General features: G+C 71.7%; 19 protein-coding genes. 8 read left to right on the plus strand and 11 right to left on the minus strand.

The window, feature by feature from the left end; all coding sequences use genetic code 11:
• Positions 1–51: 51 nt before the first annotated feature.
• Complete coding sequence (gene upp / locus OG714_RS26645) at positions 52–687, plus strand: uracil phosphoribosyltransferase (protein WP_406124659.1); 636 nt, start codon at positions 52–54, stop codon at positions 685–687.
• A 96-nt stretch (positions 688–783) separates the two neighbouring features.
• Here upp and OG714_RS26650 read toward each other — a convergent pair whose 3' ends face one another.
• Both OG714_RS26650 and OG714_RS26655 read right to left on the minus strand, forming a co-directional pair.
• On the minus strand, positions 784–1,410 hold the full coding sequence (locus tag OG714_RS26650) for a LytR C-terminal domain-containing protein (RefSeq protein ID WP_406131959.1): 627 nt from the start codon (positions 1,408–1,410) through the stop codon (positions 784–786).
• A gap of 161 nt (positions 1,411–1,571) precedes the next feature.
• Positions 1,572–1,868 carry a type II toxin-antitoxin system VapB family antitoxin gene (locus OG714_RS26655; RefSeq protein ID WP_003999914.1) on the minus strand — a complete coding sequence of 99 codons (297 nt, stop codon included), beginning with the start codon at positions 1,866–1,868 and terminating at the stop codon, positions 1,572–1,574.
• Positions 1,869–1,973: 105 nt separating this feature from the next.
• On the opposite strand from OG714_RS26655, the gene OG714_RS26660 reads away from it, so the two are divergent.
• On the plus strand, positions 1,974–3,494 hold the full coding sequence (locus tag OG714_RS26660; protein ID WP_406124661.1) for a helicase HerA-like domain-containing protein: 1,521 nt from the start codon (positions 1,974–1,976) through the stop codon (positions 3,492–3,494).
• Between the two features lie 30 nt (positions 3,495–3,524).
• Here OG714_RS26660 and OG714_RS26665 read toward each other — a convergent pair whose 3' ends face one another.
• From OG714_RS26665 to OG714_RS26690, 6 genes are all read right to left on the minus strand, one after another.
• On the minus strand, positions 3,525–3,647 hold the full coding sequence (locus tag OG714_RS26665) for a hypothetical protein (protein WP_405972869.1): 123 nt from the start codon (positions 3,645–3,647) through the stop codon (positions 3,525–3,527).
• A 54-nt stretch (positions 3,648–3,701) separates the two neighbouring features.
• The gene (locus OG714_RS26670; RefSeq protein WP_406124663.1) at positions 3,702–4,040 is read right to left on the minus strand and encodes a hypothetical protein; all 339 of its coding nucleotides are present in this window, start codon (positions 4,038–4,040) and stop codon (positions 3,702–3,704) included.
• Between the two features lie 78 nt (positions 4,041–4,118).
• Positions 4,119–4,781, minus strand: a complete 663-nt coding sequence (locus tag OG714_RS26675; RefSeq protein ID WP_406124665.1) for an HdeD family acid-resistance protein — start codon at positions 4,779–4,781, stop codon at positions 4,119–4,121.
• 254 nt (positions 4,782–5,035) lie between these two features.
• Positions 5,036–5,632, minus strand: a complete 597-nt coding sequence (locus tag OG714_RS26680; protein WP_406124667.1) for an HhH-GPD-type base excision DNA repair protein — start codon at positions 5,630–5,632, stop codon at positions 5,036–5,038.
• A gap of 25 nt (positions 5,633–5,657) precedes the next feature.
• Complete coding sequence (locus tag OG714_RS26685; protein ID WP_406124669.1) at positions 5,658–7,154, minus strand: hypothetical protein; 1,497 nt, start codon at positions 7,152–7,154, stop codon at positions 5,658–5,660.
• 100 nt (positions 7,155–7,254) lie between these two features.
• A complete protein-coding gene (locus OG714_RS26690) occupies positions 7,255–7,965 on the minus strand; it encodes a siderophore-interacting protein (protein ID WP_406131960.1) in 711 nt (236 codons plus the stop codon).
• 103 nt (positions 7,966–8,068) lie between these two features.
• Between OG714_RS26690 and OG714_RS26695 the strand changes: the two genes are divergently transcribed.
• The 4 genes from OG714_RS26695 to OG714_RS26710 all read left to right on the plus strand — a co-directional run bounded on the left by OG714_RS26695 (position 8,069) and on the right by OG714_RS26710 (position 14,019).
• Positions 8,069–10,750 (plus strand): GNAT family N-acetyltransferase, encoded by a 2,682-nt coding sequence (locus OG714_RS26695; protein WP_406124671.1) that lies wholly within the window; start codon positions 8,069–8,071, stop codon positions 10,748–10,750.
• An 18-nt stretch (positions 10,751–10,768) separates the two neighbouring features.
• A complete protein-coding gene (locus tag OG714_RS26700; RefSeq protein ID WP_406131961.1) occupies positions 10,769–11,251 on the plus strand; it encodes a cupin domain-containing protein in 483 nt (160 codons plus the stop codon).
• Positions 11,239–12,018 (plus strand): SDR family NAD(P)-dependent oxidoreductase, encoded by a 780-nt coding sequence (locus OG714_RS26705; protein ID WP_406124673.1) that lies wholly within the window; start codon positions 11,239–11,241, stop codon positions 12,016–12,018. Before OG714_RS26700 ends, OG714_RS26705 begins: the two co-directional genes overlap by 13 nt.
• Positions 12,019–12,177: 159 nt before the next feature.
• Positions 12,178–14,019 (plus strand): copper resistance CopC/CopD family protein, encoded by a 1,842-nt coding sequence (locus OG714_RS26710; protein WP_406124675.1) that lies wholly within the window; start codon positions 12,178–12,180, stop codon positions 14,017–14,019.
• 58 nt (positions 14,020–14,077) lie between these two features.
• On the opposite strand, the gene OG714_RS26715 is transcribed toward OG714_RS26710, so the two are convergent.
• Both OG714_RS26715 and OG714_RS26720 read right to left on the minus strand, forming a co-directional pair.
• Positions 14,078–14,953 (minus strand): haloalkane dehalogenase, encoded by an 876-nt coding sequence (locus OG714_RS26715; protein WP_406124677.1) that lies wholly within the window; start codon positions 14,951–14,953, stop codon positions 14,078–14,080.
• Entirely contained in the window at positions 14,950–15,795 is an 846-nt protein-coding gene (locus OG714_RS26720; protein ID WP_406124679.1) for an SDR family oxidoreductase, read from the minus strand. The genes OG714_RS26715 and OG714_RS26720 overlap by 4 nt, the downstream gene beginning before the upstream one ends.
• A 95-nt stretch (positions 15,796–15,890) precedes the next feature.
• On the opposite strand from OG714_RS26720, the gene OG714_RS26725 reads away from it, so the two are divergent.
• Positions 15,891–16,511 (plus strand): TetR/AcrR family transcriptional regulator, encoded by a 621-nt coding sequence (locus OG714_RS26725; protein WP_406124680.1) that lies wholly within the window; start codon positions 15,891–15,893, stop codon positions 16,509–16,511.
• 6 nt (positions 16,512–16,517) lie between these two features.
• On the opposite strand, the gene OG714_RS26730 is transcribed toward OG714_RS26725, so the two are convergent.
• Complete coding sequence (locus tag OG714_RS26730) at positions 16,518–17,540, minus strand: cytochrome c oxidase assembly protein (RefSeq protein WP_406124682.1); 1,023 nt, start codon at positions 17,538–17,540, stop codon at positions 16,518–16,520.
• Between the two features lie 247 nt (positions 17,541–17,787).
• On the opposite strand from OG714_RS26730, the gene OG714_RS26735 reads away from it, so the two are divergent.
• Positions 17,788–18,327 carry a hypothetical protein gene (locus OG714_RS26735; RefSeq protein WP_406124683.1) on the plus strand — a complete coding sequence of 180 codons (540 nt, stop codon included), beginning with the start codon at positions 17,788–17,790 and terminating at the stop codon, positions 18,325–18,327.
• The last annotated feature ends 36 nt before the right edge of the window (positions 18,328–18,363 follow it).

Raw genomic sequence — 18,363 nt, forward strand, 5'->3', positions numbered from 1 at the left:
CGGCGCGGGCGGGGACCGCGGCCGCCGCGGGCCCCGGCTACTGTTGTGGACATGCGTCTCCACGTCGTCGACCACCCCCTGGTCGCCCACAAACTCACCACGCTGCGCGACCAGCGCACCGACTCCGCGACCTTCCGCCGCCTCGCCGACGAGCTGGTCACCCTGCTCGCCTACGAGGCCACGCGCGACGTGCGCACCGAACAGGTCGACATCACGACGCCGGTCGCCTCGACCACCGGCGTCAAGCTGTCCTACCCGCGCCCCCTGGTCGTGCCGATCCTGCGGGCCGGCCTCGGCATGCTGGACGGCATGGTCCGCCTGCTGCCCTCCGCCGAGGTGGGCTTCATGGGCATGGTGCGCAACGAGGAGACCCTCCAGGCGTCCACGTACGCCACGCGCATGCCCGAGGACCTCTCCGGCCGCCAGGTGTACGTCCTGGACCCGATGCTGGCCACCGGCGGCACCCTGGTCGCCGCGATCCGCGAGCTGATCAAGCGCGGCGCCGACGATGTGACGGCCGTGGTGCTGCTCGCCGCCCCCGAGGGCGTCGAGATCATGGAGCGCGAGCTGGCGGGCACCCCGGTGACCGTCGTGACCGCCTCGGTCGACGAGCGCCTGAACGAGCACGGCTACATCGTCCCGGGCCTGGGCGACGCGGGCGACCGCCTGTACGGCGCGGCCGAGTAAGTCTCCATCGACACCCGATTCCCGTACGGCTCTTACCTGCCGTACGGGAATCGGGTGTTGTCGTACGACCGCTCTCCTACGACTGCTCTCGTACGGCTACGAGCACGCCTTCGGTGACGCACTGGCCGTCGGCTCGGGTCCGGCCAGCGCGGCCAGGGCCTCGTCGGCGGCCGCCTTCGCCGTGAGGTTCTTGAAGGCGGTGCCGATGACGAGGTCGACGGCGGTGCCCTTGCGGGTGGCCTCGGTGCGCCGCTCGGCGCCGGTGAGCTGGGTGGCGAGGACGGGCAGCGAGGTGTCGAGGGCGGAGGCGGGGCCGAGCAGCACGCCGGTGCCCTTGACCTTCTTGTCCCACTGCGCGGACGCGTTGCCCACGTCCCCGATCTTGAAGCCGCGCTTCTTCAGCTCGTCGGCGGTCGACTTGGCGAGGCCGCTGCGGGGCGTGGCGTTGTAGACGTTCACGGTGATCTGGGCCGGCTTCGGTACGGCGGCGCCCGCCTTCGTGCTCGCGGAGGGGCCGGCCTTGGTCGCGCAGGCGGCCTTGGGACCGGCCGCCGCGGCCTGCTTGCCGCCACCGGTGAAGACGTCGATGAGCTGCAACGTGCCCCACCCGCCCACACCCAGTACGGCGACGGAGGCGACCATCATGAGGACGAGCTTCCCGCGGCGCCGCGGACGGCGCATGCGCGGGTATTTGTCCCCCGTGATCCGGTACTGGCCGCCCATGCCTGGGGGAGTCAGCATGCTCATGAGCGCAGCGTAGTGCGCCCGGGCGACGATGCCTACTAGATGATCATTCGACAGCGCCGAGACCAACCCGAAAGGACGAACGGTCCACCGGAAGGCGACCGTCCGAGCCCACGTCCGGGGCCTGGTGAAGGGTGCCGCTAGTCCAGTTCGAGGACGCGCGCGTGGAGCACCTGGCGCTGTTGCAGCGCGGCGCGGACCGCCCGGTGCAGGCCGTCCTCCAGGTACAGGTCGCCCTGCCACTTCACGACATGCGCGAAGAGGTCGCCGTAGAAGGTCGAGTCCTCGGCGAGGAGCGTTTCCAGGTCGAGCTGGCCCTTGGTCGTCACGAGTTGATCGAGGCGGACCGGGCGCGGCGCGACATCCGCCCACTGCCGGGTGCTCTCCCGGCCGTGGTCGGGGTACGGCCGGCCGTTTCCGATGCGCTTGAAGATCACACGGAAAGCCTACCGGTCATGACGTTCCGGGCGCAGCCATGGAGACGGAGTGCGACGCTGGAAAAGATGCCGTAAAGCCGGGCAAAACGGGAACAGGGGCCTGATATGAGTGACAGCGAGACGATCGCCGCCGGGTACGCCTTCACAGGACCTGCACTCGACCTGGGTGCCCTGCTGTGGGACGGGGCCTGTCTGCCCGACGCGCAGATCCGCATCCCCCTCCCGATGCTCAACCGCCACGGCCTGGTCGCCGGCGCCACCGGCACCGGCAAGACCAAGACCCTCCAGCTCATCGCCGAGCAGCTCTCGGCACAGGGCGTGCCGGTGTTCCTCGCGGACGTGAAGGGCGATGTGTCCGGGATCTCGGCGCCCGGCGTCACGAACGACAAGGTCGCGGGCAGGGCGGCGGAGGTGCGGCAGCAGTGGACGGCTACCGGCTTCCCGGCGGAGTTCTACGCCCTCGGCGGCATCGGCCACGGCATCCCCGTCCGGGCCACGATCACCGGGTTCGGCCCGGTGCTGCTGTCCAAGGTGCTCCAGCTCAACCAGACCCAGGAGCAGTCCCTCGGCCTGATCTTCCACTACGCCGACACCAAGGGCCTGGAGCTGATCGACCTCAAGGACCTGCGGGCGGTCGTCACCTTCCTCACCTCCGACGAGGGCAAGCCGGAACTGAAGAACATCGGCGGCCTCTCCACCGCCACGGCCGGCGTGATCCTGCGCTCCCTCACCGCCTTCGAGGCGCAGGGCATGGCCGACTTCTTCGGTGAGCCGGACTTCGACACGAGTGAGCTGCTACGCACGGCGCCGGACGGCCGGGGCATGGTCTCCGTCCTCGAACTGCCCGCCGTACAGGACAAACCGCAGCTCTTCTCGACCTTCCTGATGTGGATGCTCGCCGACCTCTTCCACGACCTCCCGGAGGTCGGAGACGCCGACAAGCCGAAGCTCGTCTTCTTCTTCGACGAGGCGCATCTGCTCTTCAACGACGCGTCCAAGGCCTTCCTGGACTCCATCACGCAGACCGTCCGTCTCATTCGCTCGAAAGGGGTCGGCGTCTTCTTCGTGACGCAGACCCCGAAGGACGTACCCGGCGACGTCCTCGCCCAGCTCGGCAACCGCGTCCAGCACGCGCTCCGCGCCTTCACCCCGGACGACCAGAAGGCGCTGAAGGCGACGGTCAAGACCTTCCCGAACTCCTCCTACGACCTGGAGGAGATCCTCACGGGCCTCGGCACAGGCGAGGCCGTGGTGACGGTCCTGAGCGAGAACGGCGCCCCGACCCCGGTCGCGGTGACCCGCCTGCGCGCCCCCGAGTCCCTGATGGGCCCGATCGACGCGGCGACCCTCGACGCGGCGGTCAAGTCCTCGTCCCTCTACGGCCGTTACGCACAGGCTGTGGACCGCGAGTCGGCGTACGAGAAGCTCACGACGGCGGAACGGCAGCCGCAGCCGCAGGAGAAGCCGAAGGCGGCAGCGAAGGAGGCTCCGCCCAAGGAGGACGAATCGATGGTCCAACAGGTCGTCGGCAGCGGCATGTTCAAGTCCCTGGCGCGTTCCGTCGGCACCCAGATCGGCCGCGAGATCACCCGCTCGCTCTTCGGTACGGCCCGGCGGAAGCGCTAGCCCCCGCCGGGCCGTTCTGCCTACGGCAGGTCAGCGCGCCCGTTCCTCGGGGGGCCGCTGCGGCTCGGGTCGGCGGACTTCCGGCTTGGGCGCGTTGCGGGCGGCCTCCGCGCGCAACAGGGCGCGCAGGACCGCGTACGGGTCGATGGGCATGGCTGTGTTCCTAGCGTCGCGGTGACGGATTGACCTCGGGGGACGGCCGGTCCGTCAGCAGCGCAGGACCACGGTGCGCAGGGCGCGCAGGGTGTACGGCGGCCAGGGCGGCGCGGGGAAGGCGCGGGCCTGGGGGTCCGGGGACGCCGGGTGCGGAGCGGGTGCGGGGCGCAGTGGCGCGGCGGGCCGGTGGACGGCGGGGGAGAGGGGCCGTAGGGCGGCGGTCGGGTCGAGGACGTCGTACTCGATGGTCGTCTCGGCGGACGACGCGGCCGGTGTCGCGCGCATCTCGGCGTGGGTGCCAGGGACGAGCAGGGCGAGCAGCAGCACGAGGGCCCGCAGCCAGACGCGGCTGCGGGGGAGGCTTCGTGCGGGGCTCACCCTCGTGCTCATGGAAGGTCATCTCCCAGCGGCCGTACGGCGTTCATCGCGGCGGGCGCGGAAACCGCCCGCACGGCCTACCAACGACGTTCACAGGGACTGGGGCACCTTCTTGGCGTGGCTCCTCATCCGGACGGCCGTGACGATCTCGACGACGCCGACCGCGACCAGCCAGATACCGCAGACCAGGGTGAGGACGGCGACCGAGCGGAAGGGCGAGTCGATCAGCACGATGCCGGCGATGAAGGTGACGATCCCGAGGAAGATCTGCCAGCCGCGCGCGGGCATCGCCTTGTCGTGGACGGCGGCCAGGGTCTGGGTGATGCCCCGGATCAGCCAGCCGATGCCGATCCACAGGGCGAGCAGCAGGATCGACTGCATCGGCCCGCGGAAGCAGAACAGGCCCAGCACGATCGACAGCGCGCCGCTGATGAACGCCAGCACGCGCAGCGAGGTCGCCCGGTGCGTGCCGAAGGCGGCGACCAGCTGGAAGACGCCGCTGATCAGCAGGTAGACGCCGAAGAGGATGCCGGCCGCGAAGAGGGACGCGCCGGGCCATACGAGGACCAGCACGCCGAGGATGAGGGAAGCGACGCCGGTGAGCAGAACGACCTGCCAGGCGGCTTTGGAGAGGGCGAAGAGGGGCCCTTCGAGTTCCTGCTCGTCATGCGGGGGGCGCGGGACACGGGTGTCGTGGGCGCGGCGGTCGTCGAACTCCGGGCCCCAGGAGGGGCCGCTCGGTGCCTCGGTCATGGTCCATGTTTTGACCGGGCACGGACGGCCCGCCACCGGGGCGGGCCACCTGGCTGACGGGGGTGCGGGGGCCGGCCGGCGGATGCCGACGAGGTTGTCGGGCGCTGGACGGGTGGTTTGGGCCGTGTGCGGAGTACGGGTCGGCGGGGGCCGGTCGCGCAGTTCCCCGCGCCCCTGGGAGATGGGGGCCGGGCGGGGTGTAGTGGCGGGGGGCTGCTCGTCGGTGGGCGGTTGCCGGGTGGAGGCTGACGCGGTTACTTGCCGCCGGCTGCCTTCGCCGCCTTGGCCGCGGCCTTCATCTCCTGCTTGTGGGCGCGGACCTTGGCCAGCGACTCGGGCCCGGTGATGTCGGCGACGGAGCGGTAGGACTTCGCCTCGCCATAGGCACCGGCGGCCTCGCGCCAGCCCTTGGGCGTGACCCCGAGCTGCTTGCCGAGCAGGGCGAGGAAGATCTGCGCCTTCTGCTTCCCGAACCCGGGCAGCTCCTCAAGCCGCTTGAGCAGCCCGGCTCCCGTGCCGACGCCCTCCCAGACGCCGCTCGCGTCCCCGTCGTAGTGCTCGACGAGGTACTGGCACAGCTGCTGGATCCGCTTGGCCATGGACCCCGGGTAGCGGTGCACGGCCGGCTTCTCGGAGAGCAGCGCGGCGAAGGCCTCGGGGTCCTGTGCGGCGATCTCCCGCGCGTCCAGATCGGTGGCCCCGAGCCGGTCGGCGATCGTCCGCGGCCCCTTGAACGCCCACTCCATCGGCACCTGCTGGTCGAGCAGCATCCCGACCAGCGCGGCGAGCGGGGAGCGGCCGAGGAGTTCGTCGGCTTCGGGGTCCTGGGCGAGGTGAAGGGTGACGTCCATGACCCCGATGATGCCTCCGCGCGGGTCAGAGCTCCACGTGAGGACTGGTGAACACCCCGCCGAAGTAGCCCTTCACGTCGTGCACGGTGATGCCGGCGCTCCTGCCGCAGATGTTGGCCGAGCCGTTCGGCACCGGGCCCGAGGCCGAGCCGCGGGCGACCCAGACGCAGCCGTCGCTGTTCTCCGTGGGGGCTCCTACGACCGTCTCGGCCTTGCCGTCCTTGTTCAGGTCGGCGAGGTGGACGGCCGCGCCGAACTGGTCCCCGGTCTCGACCGCGCCGGGCACGCCCGCCGTGTCCTGGGTGTATCCGGCGGCCTTGGCGGTCGTCAGGCCGGCGGCGGAGCCGCGCAGCAGGACCGCGGTGCCGGCCATCTTGTGCGTGCCGACGGCTTCGCCGGGGGCGCCGACGAGGACGTCGGCGTACTTGTCGCCGTCGACGTTCCCGATGGCGATCGACTGGCCGAACATGTCACCGTTCTCGGCGGCGCCGGGCACGCCCGCGGTGTCCTGCTGGTAGACCACCGGCTTCTGGTCTGCGGTGATGCCCTTCGCGCTGCCGTAGAGGACCTGGATCTCGCCGCCGCGGTGGGCCCAGCCGGCCGGGCCGCCGGACATGGAGTCGTCGTACGAGATGCCGGTGACGAGATCGCCGAAGCCGTCGCCGTTGACGTCCCCGATCGCGCCGGCGTGGCCGTCGGCGAGGGGAAGTTCGACGGGCTTGGGCAAGGACGGCAGGGGGTTGTCGGTGGCCATGCCGGGATAGAAGAGCACGGGGCCGCGCAGGTCGAGGTCCGTGGGTCCGGGCAGCCAGAACTGCTCGGCCCTGCCGTCGCCGTTGACATCGCCCACGACTACGCCTCGGGCGCCCCCGAGATTCATGTCGTCGACGGCGTGGGTCGCCTTGCCCGCGCGGGTGAAGGGCCCGGTGTAGGTGGCGGCGTCGCAGCCGGAGCCGACGCTCAGCTCCGGGGCGCCGTCGCCGTTCAGGTCCCCGGTGGCCAGGGCCTTCCCGAAGCCGCAGTACGTCCTGCCCTCGCCGTAGCCGGCCGGCGGGGAGACGGTCGAGCCGCCCTTCAGACCGCTCGGCCCGCCCCACACGACGGTCACGGTCCCCCGCAGCTCCTTGCTGCCGACCGCCTCACGCGGTGCTCCGACGATCAGGTCGGCGTACCCGTCCCGGTCGAGGTCGGCACTGGCCACGCTTCTGCCGAAGTCGTCCTCGTCCTCCGGGTCGCCGGGAACCCCGGCCGTCGCCTGGGTGACGACCGTCCTGCGGGTGGCGGTGACCGACGACGCCGAGCCGTACAGCACGACGACCGCGCCGGCCTCGTCCACGGCGCCGTTGGCGGCGCTCGGCGCCCCGACCGCGAGGTCCCGGTACCCGTCCCCGTTGAAGTCGTCCTGCACGGCGGCCGTGTTGGCCCCCTTGTAGGGCGAGGCGGCCGACGACGACGCCGAAGTGAGCGGGACGGCGACGGCGACGGCGGCGAGCACGACGGTCGCGGCGACAGCTCTGTGCAAGGGGGGACTCCTCGGTCGGGACATCAGGCGTACGCCTGGACACGCGAGGCGTTCGAATGGTTGTACGCCGTGCGTCGCGTCCCGCGGTCGTGACCTGCCGTTATGGCCGCCAGTACCCCAACGCGTGCACCCGCTCCCGCCGCACACCCAGTTCCTTGCGGACGTACGACGACAGCCCCCGCGTCGTCGCCGTGTCGCAGGTGATCCAGACGTAGGGGTCGGCGCTGCCCTTCAGCAGGTCGGGGAGTTCCGCGCGTACGCGGTCGGCCAGTCGGCCCCGGGGGTGGTGGCGGACCTCGTGGAGGGCCGGGTCGGTGCGGAAGGGGAGGTCGTCGGAGTCGCCCTCGAACCAGACCGTCGCCGGGACCGTCGAACCCACCGCTCCCAGCAGGGAGTTGATGGCGGGCAGCGACGCCGGGTCGCCGATCGCGAAGAGGTGGGAGGGGGCCGGGTCGGGCGTCTCGAAGCCCGTGCCCTGGACCGTCGCCTCGATGGTGTCGCCGGGCTTCGCGGCCCGCGCCCAGTCGCTCGCACACCCCTCGTGGAGGGCGAATTCGAGGCCGAACGTGCCGGCCGCCGGGTCGGGGTCGACCAGGGTGTACGCCCGCTGGTGCGGCTTGCCGGCGTTGTCGAACCAGAGGCGGACCCACATCGTGGGGTGGACGCCGGTCGCCGCGAGCATGCCGCCGTCGGTGAGGCGGAGGCGGCGGTAGCGCGGCGTGACGTCCTCGGCCCTCGTCACGGTGAACTCGTAGTCCTTCGCGCGCAGCAGTCTGAGAACCGCGCCCTCCCAACCGCGCCCCTGCACCATCGTCTCTTCACCCTTCGCGTACGCTTTCCTCATCAGTAACTAAGGTAAGGCTAACCTAAAAGCTGCCGGGAAACAGGCAGTCCTGATACGGAAGGGCCACAGGGTGACGACCGAGATCTACCGCGATGCCTGGGGAATCCCCCATCTGCGCGCCGGCACCGCCGACGAACTCGCCCGCGCCCAGGGCCGGGTCACCGCGCTCGACCGCGCCTGGCAGATCGAGGTCGAACGCCACCGCGCGCAGGGCACGTCGGCCTCCTTCCTCGGCCTCCACGCCCTGCCCTGGGACCTCTTCGCCCGCCGCGCCCGCCTCGACGACACGGCGAGACGTTGTTTCGCGGCCCTGGAGCGGCGGGACCCGGGGACTGCGCGCTGGGTACGGGCGTATGTCGACGGGGTCAACGAGGGTCTGGCGGCGGGCGCCCCGACCCCGGAGTTCGCCAAGTCCGGCCTCACCCCCGGCCGTTGGGACCCCTGGACTCCCCTCGGGGTCTGGCTAGCCACGCACATTCTCTTCGCAGGGTTTCCGGCCAAGCTCTGGCGTGAGGAGGCGATACGGCATCTCGGGGCGGACGCCGTCGGGCTGTTCGCCACCGACGGGCCCGGTACCTCCGGCAGCAACGGCTGGCTGGTGGGTGGGGAACGGACCACGACCGGGCGGGCCGTGCTCGCCGGTGATCCGCACCGGTTCATCGAGGAACCCGGCGTCTACCAGCAAGTCCACCTCTCCTGCCCGGAGTTCGACGTCGTCGGCCTCACCGTGCCCGGCGTCCCCGGCATCGCCCACTTCGGGCACACCGGCACCGTCGCCTGGGCCATCACCAACGCCATGGCCGACTACCAGGACCTCTACCGGGAACGGCTGCGGCGCACCGGCGCCGGGGTGGAAGCCCTTGACCCGGACGGCAGTTGGCGGCGCGCGGCCCGGTACACGGAGACCATCGAGGTGGCCGGCGAGGAGCCCGTCGAGGTCGAGGTCATCGAGACCGAACGCGGGCCCGTCGTCATCGGCGGGCCGGAAGGCCTTGAGGGCGGAGTCACCGTGCCGGTCGGCGTCCCGCCCCTCGCCGTCAGCCTGCGCTACCCGCCCCGCGTCACCGACGACCTCGGCTTCACCGCCCTGCTCCCCCTCCTCCGCGCCCGCCAAGTCGCCGACGTGGACCGGGCGTTCGACGACTGGGCCGAACCCGTCAACGTCGTCCAGGCCGCCGACACCGAGGGCGGCCTGCTGCACCGGGTCGCGGGCAAGGTGCCGTCGCGCGCCGAGGCCAACCGCACCCGGCTCGTCCCCGCCTGGGAACCCGGCCACGCGTGGACGGGCTGGCACGAACCGCTCCGCGGCCACCTCACCGACGACGGCATCGCCGTCATGGCCAACCAGCGCGGCCCCGCCACCCCGCTCGGCGTCGAGTTCGCCCCGAGCCACCGCGCCGACCGCATCACCGCGCTGCTCGCCGAACGCGAGAAGTGGTCCGCCGCCGACATGCCCGCGATCCACATGGACACCCATCTCGGCTCCGCCGCCCCCCTGTTGGACCACCTGGCCGCCCTCACCGCCCTCACCCCCGAGGCCTCCGCGCTCCGCGACCGACTGCTGACCTGGGACCGCCGCATGGACGCCGACAGCACCGACGCCGCCGCCTACGCGGCCGTGCGCGGCGCGGTCGTACGACGGCTCGCGGCGCACCCGGCGTTCGCCGCGCTGGCCGAACCGCCCGCGTACCCGGAGGTCTTCCTGCCCTGGCTCGCACTGCTCCCGCGCGTCGCCTTCGCGCTCGAACACCTGCTGAGCGCACGGGAGTTGTACGACATCGACCGGCCGGAGCTCGTACGGGCGGCGGTCGAGGAGGCCGCCGCCAAGCCGACCGGCACGTGGGGTGACACCCATCGCCTCACCCCCTGGCGGGCGTTCGGCGGGACCCCGACCCCCGGGCCCGGCCTGTCCGGTGACCACGACTGCGTGCTGTGCACCTCCGCCGTCCCCGGGCTCACCGATCTGAGCGCGCGGGGCCCGGCGGCCCGGTTCGTATGGGACCTGGCCCGGCGGGAGGACAGCCTGTGGGTGGTGCCGTCGGGGGCGTCAGGGGTGGCCGGTTCACCGCACCACCGCGATCAACTGCCCTTGTGGCTCAAGGGAGATCTGGTCCCGGTGATCACCGACTTCACCCGCCTCGAACCCCACGAGGAGACCGCCCCCGCTCGCCCGCCCGTCCACTCACAACACATCGCCGGCTTCGGCACCGTCCGCGTCCGCCCCCTCGACCCCGTCGCCGACGCCGGGACGGTCCACCGCTGGGTCAGTGAGCAACGCGCCGCGTTCTGGGGCATGAACGGCCTCACCCAGTCCCAAGTCACCGAGATCTACGCCCACATGGACACCCTCGACACCCACCACGCCCACCTCGTGCTCCGCGACACCGAACCCGTCGCGCTCCTCCAGACCTACGACCCCGCCGCCGACCGCGTCGGCGACTGCTACGCCGTAGAACCCGGAGACGTCGGCATCCACCTCCTCCTCGCACCCGCCGGACCGGACGGTGAACGGCCCGGCTGGTCGGCGGCGCTGATGGGTGTCCTCGCCTCCTACGTCCTGCTCGGTCTGGACCGGCGCCGGGTCGTGGTCGACCCGGACGTACGGAACGAGAAGGCGATCGCGCGGTTCCTGCGGCAGGGGTTCGTGGCGGGCCCGAGGGTCGTCCTGCCGGAGGTGGACATCCCGGACGTGTTCATCCCCGAAAAGCACGCTCAACTGGCGTTTCTCCCTCGCGAGGTGGCCTTCCCGTAGCCTGCCGAAGTGACCGCAGTGACCCCGGAAGACCTCGTCGCCCACTACCGCCTGGAGCCGATCCCCCGCGAGGGCGGCCTGTTCCGCCAGACCTGGGCGGGCCCGGAGCGGTCCGACGGCCGCCCGGAGGGCACGGCGATCGTCGCCCTGCTGACCGTGCCCGACTTCTCGGCCCTGCACCGCCTGCCCGGCGACGAGGTCTGGCACTTCTACCTCGGCGACCCGCTCGAACTCCTGCTCCTCGCCCCAGACGGCACGTCGAGCACGGCGGTCCTCGGGCCGGACCTGCGGCACGGCCAGCACCTCCAGTTCACCGTGCCCGGGGGCACCTGGATGGGGGCGCGGGTGGTGGCGGGCGGCGCGTGGACGTTCTTCGGCTGCACGATGGCACCCGGCTTCACCTACGACGGCTACGAGCACGGCGACGCGGGCGAGCTGACCGCCCGCTACGCCCGCACCCCGGCCGAGGCCGCCCGCATCACCGGGCTGTGCCGCCCGTGAGCGGCCTGCTGGAGGGCCAGTTCGCCCTGGTCACGGGCGCGAGCGGCGGCATCGGCCGGGGCATCGCGCTGCGGTTCGCTCAGGAGGGGGCGGCGGGGGTCGCGGTCCACTGTCGTACGGCGACGGAGGCGGCCGGTGAAGTCGCCTCCCGCGTAAGGGAGTCGGGCGCCCTGGCCGTCGTACTGCAAGCCGATCTGACCGACGAGGACGCCTGCCGCGGACTGGTCCGCGAGGCAGCCGAATGGGCCGGCGGACGGCTCACGGCACTGGTCAACAACGCGGGCGTACAACCGACGCAACCACTGCCCGGGATGACGGCCGCGGACTGGCGGACGGTCGTCGACACCAACCTGACCAGCGTCTTCGCGTGCACACAGGCGGCGGCCGAGGGGATGGGACGACACGGCGCCGGCGGCACGGTGACGCACATCGCGTCGATCGAGGCGAGCGCCCCGGCCGCGCTCCACGCGCACTACGCCGCGTCCAAGGCCGCCGTCGTCATGCACGCGCGGTCGGCGGCCCTGGAGTACGGCCCGTACGGCATCCGCGTCAACACGGTCTCGCCCGGTCTGATCGACCGGGAGGGGCTGGCGGCGGCCTGGCCGGACGGGGTGCGGAGGTGGCGGGAGGCGGCACCGACGGGGCGGCTTGGGCGGCCGGAGGACGTCGGGGACGCGTGCGTGTTCCTGGCCTCGCGCCTCGCGTCCTGGGTCACCGGGCACGACCTGGTCGTCGACGGCGGAGTGACGGCGCGGCCCACATGGTGAGTCATAGGCGCCGTACGTCCGTACATAACCCGAGGCCTGCAAGTCCGAAGACGGAGATGTGACGTGCGCCGACGACGGAATGAGGGACAGGGTTTTGGATACGACGGAGGCGGTGGCGGAGGCTCCGGACGGGGCGCCCGGCGAGGAGTTCAAGGGCTGGTGCTGCTGGGCTCCCTGCTGGTCCTGCTCCTCCTCGGCACCGCGGGCACCGCGTCCGCGCACGCCGCCCTCGAATCCACCGACCCCGCCGACGGCAGCGTCCTCAAGTCCGCCCCCCGCTCCGTCACCCTCACCTTCTCCGAGTCCGTAGCCCTGCTCGACGACTCCTTCCGCGTCTACGACCCCGACAACCGGCGGGTGAAGACGAGTTCGGCGCACCACGCGAAGGACGCGGGCGACACGGCGAGCGTCACGCTCCCCGCCGGTCTCGGCACCGGCACCTTCACGGTCGCCTGGCGCGTGGTCTCGGCGGACAGCCACCCGGTCTCGGGCGCTTTCACCTTCTCCATAGGCAAGCCCTCCGCCACCACCACCCCCATCTCCACGGCCCCGACCGAGGACCCCCTCACCGCCAGCCTGTACGACATAGCCCGCTACTTCGCGTACATAGCCGCGGCCCTCCTCATCGGCACCGCCACCTTCGTCACCCTCTGCCGCCCCCCGAACTCCGCCGTCCTCAACAAGCCGATCCTGGCTGGCTGGTGGACCCTGCTTGCGGCAACCCTGGTCCTGCTCCTCCTCAGGTCCCCCTACGAGGCGGGCACCGGCCTGGCCACGGCCTTCGAGCCCTCCGCGATTCCGAAGACGCTGACGTCCCGCCCCGGTCTGGCACTCACGGCCCGCCTGCTCCTCCTCGCCGCGACAGCCGCGTTCTTCCTACGACTTCGGGGCCGGGAGCGGTTCGGACGGCCGGCCCTGGGGACGGGTGCCGTCCTCGCCGTCGGCCTGGCGCTGACCTGGGCATCGGCGGAGCACGCGTCCGCCGGCATCCAGGTGCCGGTGGCGATGACCTCGGCGGTCCTGCACCTGCTCGCGATGTCGGTGTGGCTGGGCGGCCTGACGGCCCTGCTCACCGTCCTCTACCGCTCGCCGAACCTCGATCCGGCCCCGGTGGCCCGCTTCTCCCGGCTCGCCTTCGCCTCGGTCACGGTCCTGGTCGTCACCGGCGTCTACCAGTCCTGGCGCGGCCTCGGTTCCTGGAACGCCCTCACCGAGACGTCGTACGGCCGCATCCTGCTCGTGAAACTCGGCGCGGTGGTACTGCTGCTCGCGGTGGCGGGGTGGTCGCGTCGCTGGACGGGGCGGATGGTGGGGGCGGAAGTACGGCTCCGGGTACCGGAGTTGGTACGGGCGGGGGCGGACGGGGCGGCGACGGTCTCCACCGGTGACGTCACGGGCGAAGGCACCGATGAGACCGGCGACGGTTCCAAGGACGGGTCCGGCAGCTCTTCGAACCGGGCCGACAACTCTTCGAGCCGAGGCGGCAGCTCTTCGAACCCGGGTGACGGCTCCCAGGACCGCCACCGCCGCGGCCTCCGCCGCTCGGTGCTCTTCGAAGTCGCCGTCGGTGTCGTCGTGTTGGTGATCACCACCCTCCTGACCAACACCCTCCCCGGCCGCGCGGCGGCGGAGGCACAGCGGACGGCGACGCCGGCCGACATACCGGCGGCCTCCGTCACCACCGTCCCCTTCGCCGTCGGCAACGCGGGCGGCAAGGTACAGATCACCCTCGACCCCGGACGCGTCGGCCTGAACTCGGTCGAAGCGGTCGTCTACGGCCCCGACGGCGGCTTCGCCACCGTCCCCGAACTCCGCCTCTCCTTCACCCTCCCGGCCCAGAAGATCGGCCCCCTCGACGCCAACGTCAAGGACGAGGGCGGCTATTGGGGCACCAACACCCTCAACCTGCCGATCGCCGGCACCTGGACGATGAAGGTCACGGTCAGGACGTCGGACGTGGACCAGGTGAGTGTGTCGCGGCAGGTGCGGATCGTGCGGTAGACGCGGATCCGTGGGGGCGGCGGGGATCGTGCGGTGGGCGGGGTTCGCGGGCCGTGGATCAGAGCCGCGGGCCGAGCCGCTCCACCCACGCCGATATCGCGGCCGCGATCAACTCCGGCTGGTCCTCCGGTGTGTGGTGGCCGGCCACGGCATCCGAGTGCTCGATCTCCAGGGCGGCGATGTTCGCCGCGCACCAGGCGATGACGTTCTCGTGCATCATCGTCCCCGGCCCGGGTGTGAACGTGAGCAGCAGCTTGGGTACGTCCGGGCTGGACCTCAGCCACTCGTCATAGGCCTCGATCCTGGTCACGACATCGGCGGGTTCGCCGCCCAGGGGCATCGAGCGCGGCCAGCGCAGGAGAGGGCGTCGGCTCTCCCGGGTCGGATACGGCTTGCGGTAGGCGGCGAGGTCGGCCGGGGTGAGCGGGGTCACGGAGGCGGCGGGCAGGGCCTGTTCGATGAAGGCGTTCTGGTCGAGGATCATGGCCTCGCCCACGCCCTCCGTCCTGATCGCCCGGAACAGCTCCCGGCCGCCCTCGGGGAACTCCTCCCAGGTCATCGGCTTGACGATGGTCTCGGTGAACGCGATGCCCCGCACCCGGCCGGGATGGCGCGCGGCCCAGTCGAAGCCCAGGGCGCCGCCCCAGTCGTGCCCGACCAGCACCACGTCCGACAGCCCGAGCGCGTCGAACCAGGCGTCCAGGTACCGGGCGTGGTCGGCGAAGGAGTACGCGATCTCCGGCTTGCCCGAGTCGCCCATGCCGATGAGGTCCGGCGCCAGCAGCCGCCCGGTACCGACGCCCGGCATGACGTTCCGCCACAGGTACGACGAGGTCGGGTTGCCGTGCAGGAACACGATCGGTGGCCCGGTGCCCGACTCCCGGTGGGACATGGCCGAGTCGAGTACGCGGGTGGAGTGGACTTCGGCGGTCACCGGAACGCCGCCGCGTTCCGCTCGGCCCAGGCCGCGAAGGTGCCCGGTGCCCGTCCCAGCACCCGCTCGACGTCGGGGCTCACGCGCTGCTCCTCCTCGGTCGGTTCACCGAGCAGCGCCAACGTGCCCTCGACCACGGGCAGCGGCATGAACCGGGCCATCAACTCATGGGCCTCCGCACGGGTTTGCTCCGTGAACGTCACCGGCTCGCCGAGCGCGCTCGCTATCGCCGCCGCCCGCGCGCGAGGTGTCGTCGGCTCGGGGCCGGTGAGGGTGTAGGTCGCGCCCGTGTGCGTTGTCCGATGCGTGTCCGTGTGCGTGTGCGTGGTCGTGTTCGCGTCGCTGAGCAGTACGGCGGCAGCGACCGCGGCCACGTCGTCGGGGTCCACGAACGGCAGGCCCACATCACCGAAGGGCGCCGCAGCCGTGCGCCGAGCGTGGATCGATTCGGCCCATGCGAACGCGTTGCTGTCCAGCCCGCCCGACCGCAGGATCGTCCAGTCGAGCCCCGACTCCCGTACGGCCGCCTCGAATCGACGCGGATGCGCGTACGCCTCAGGACGGGTCCCGGCCCCCTGCGAGGACAGCAGCACCACCTTCCGGACACCGGCGGACTTGGCCGCGTCCAGAATGTCGTACGGCCGCTCGCCCGCCACCAGCAGGAACAGCGCCTCCGCCCCCTCGAACGCGCCCCGCAGCCCGTCCGGTTCGGCCAGGTCGGCGGCCACCGTGCGCGGCCCGCTGATGTGCCGGGCCACGGCCGTCACCGGGACCTGGTCCTCCGTGAGCATCCGCACCAGCGCTCGCCCGACGTTCCCGGTCGCACCCGTCACCACGATCATGTCGCTACCCCCGTCATGTGTGAGTTAGTTGGCTGACTAACTCCGTCGAGAAGAAGCTAGCACGACCGACCTGTCGTTTGTCTATAGTTAGTCAGGTGACTGACTCAAAGGATTCCCGGCCCGCCCGGCCCGCCGCCGTCGGCAAACGGCAGCGTCTGACGACCGCCACCGCCCGGGTCCTGCACGAGCAGGGCGTGGAGCGCACGACCATCGCCGACATCGCCCGCGCCGCCGACGTCCCGACGGGCAACGTCTACTACTACTTCAAGACCAAGGACGAGCTGATCGAGGCGGCCCTCTCCGAGCACACCGGCAACCTGGAGACCCTGACCGCGCGGCTCGACCAGCTACCCGGCCCGCGCGAACGCCTCAAGGCCCTCATCGGCGGCTGGGTCGACCAGCGCGACATGGCGGCCCGCCACGGCTGCCCCATGGGCACCCTCGCCGTAGAGCTGGACAAGCGCTACGAGGACGGCCTCGATCTGGCGGCGGGCCAGGTCATACGGCGGCTGCTGGACTGGGTGGCGGAGCAGTACCGGCAGCTCGGCGCGGCCGACCCCGAGGGTCTTGCCGTGACGCTGATCGGCGCGTATCAGGGCATGTCCCTGCTCTCCAACGCGTTGCGCGACCCGGAGATCATGACGCGTGAAGGGACCCGGCTCATAAGGGAGTTGGACGGTCTGGATGGTCTGAACGGTGTGGACAGCCGGGTCTGAGAGCCGTCAGCGCTGTCCCCGGATGCGCTGTGCGACCTCGCTGTTCTCGGTCTCCCACCAGGGGCGTACGAGATCGGGCCCTTCAGTAGAAGCCCCTGTTTCAGCCCCCGTCGCAGCCCTTGTCGCAGTCCCCGTCGAGGTCTCCATGGACGCCGTCCGGACCACTTCCAGTTCCGTGTCCAGACGCCGGTCCAGCGCGACCGTCTCGGCGCGTTCGGTGCGGGCCCACTGGACCAGGATCGCGAGGAGGAAGGGGAGGGCGACCAGTTCGGCGATGCTGACCATCGCGCCGCCGCCGAGCTGTTGGTCGTGCTGGACGTCGGGGGCCCAGGAGGGGGAGTGGTTCAGGTACCAGGCCCCGGCGATCAGCGTGCCGTGGGTCATCACCACGATGCCGGGTACCGCGTCGATGATCCCGTCGACGAACACCAGCCCCGCCCGCACCGGATGCGTGCACCAGACGGGCAGCGCCTCCTCCCGGGTGAGCACCGGCAGCACGAACAGGCTCCCGGCGAGCAGCAGATGGAGGTACATCAGCTGGTGCAGCCAGTTGTCGGCCAGGGCGGTCTCGAAGTACGGCGTGAAGTAGATCGTCAGCTCGGTCGCCAGCACCAGGGCCGTACTGACCAGGGGAAACGTGAGCAGCCGGAACAGCCGGCCGGTCATCGCCCCCTGTGCGCGGGCGGCGGCGCGTTCGGGTAGGGCGCGCAGGGCCAGCCGTAGCGGATCGCCGAGGGCCAGGCCGAGCGGGGCGATCAGGTCGAGGAGGACGTTCTGGACGGCGGCCGGCCAGAACAGCACGCGGTCGTACACGGCGAGCGCGGACATCGTCGCGACCACGAGCGTGCCGAGGCCCAGCAGCGCGAACGCGGCGGTCCGCGCCACCGGCCACGCCTCGCCGCGCCGCCTCAGGCGCAGGACGCCCCAGCCGTACAGGCCGCCGAGGAGTACGACGACCAGCAGCGCGGGGACGTCCGCCTGCCACGAGGAGAACAGCCGTCCCACGGTGAGCTGCGGCGGGTTCTCCATCGCGATCTACCTCCACGGCCGGTCGGCCGGTTCCGCCCGGTTCTGTCGGATCTGCCGCAGCACTCTATGCGGCGGGGCGGCACGCCGTGGACCCGCCCCCGTGCCCCGGTCGGCACGACCGTTTCTTGAACGACAATCACAGCGACAGCGGCAACAATGAACGACCGCACGGGACAGCGAACCAACGGACCAGCGGAACGACAGACCAGCGGAACAACGGGACGAACGAGACAGCGGGGTGGCAGTGGTGGATCGTTCGCCGGGCGGGACTTCGGCGCCGGTCGAGGTGCGCATCCGCATGACGGTGTGGCAACGCGTAACTCCCTTTCTGCCGACGGTCGTCATGACGGCGGCCCTCTTCACCACGTCCAGGGCCGAGATGTCGCCCCCGGGCGGGCTGACCGGCCTGGTGACGTTCTGGATCGTCCTGCTGGCGCTCGCCGCCGTGCTCCCCGCCTACTTCGGCGTCACCCTCACCCCGTCCGCGGCCGTGGTCCGCAACGTGCGCCGCCGGACCATCCCCTGGGCCGACATCCAGGCCGTCCGGACCGAATCCGTCCTGGGCGTCAGGTCGGTCGTCCTCTACGAAGCGGACGGCCGCCGCACCCACCTACGGGCCCCCACCACCGGATACCTCGCCTGGGACCGTCGCTTCGAGGAGAAGTTCCACACCATAGGAACCTGGTGGCAGACCCACCGAGGCCCCGACTGGACCCCGATCCCACCCCCACCGGCCTGGTGGAACACCCCAACCGGCACATCATCGTCGACGGCACGACCTACGTGAAGGCTGGACCCCGACGACCCCCGACGACCCCCGGCG

The organism is Streptomyces sp. NBC_00989, assembly GCF_045162655.1.
In the GTDB taxonomy this organism is placed as follows: domain Bacteria; phylum Actinomycetota; class Actinomycetes; order Streptomycetales; family Streptomycetaceae; genus Streptomyces.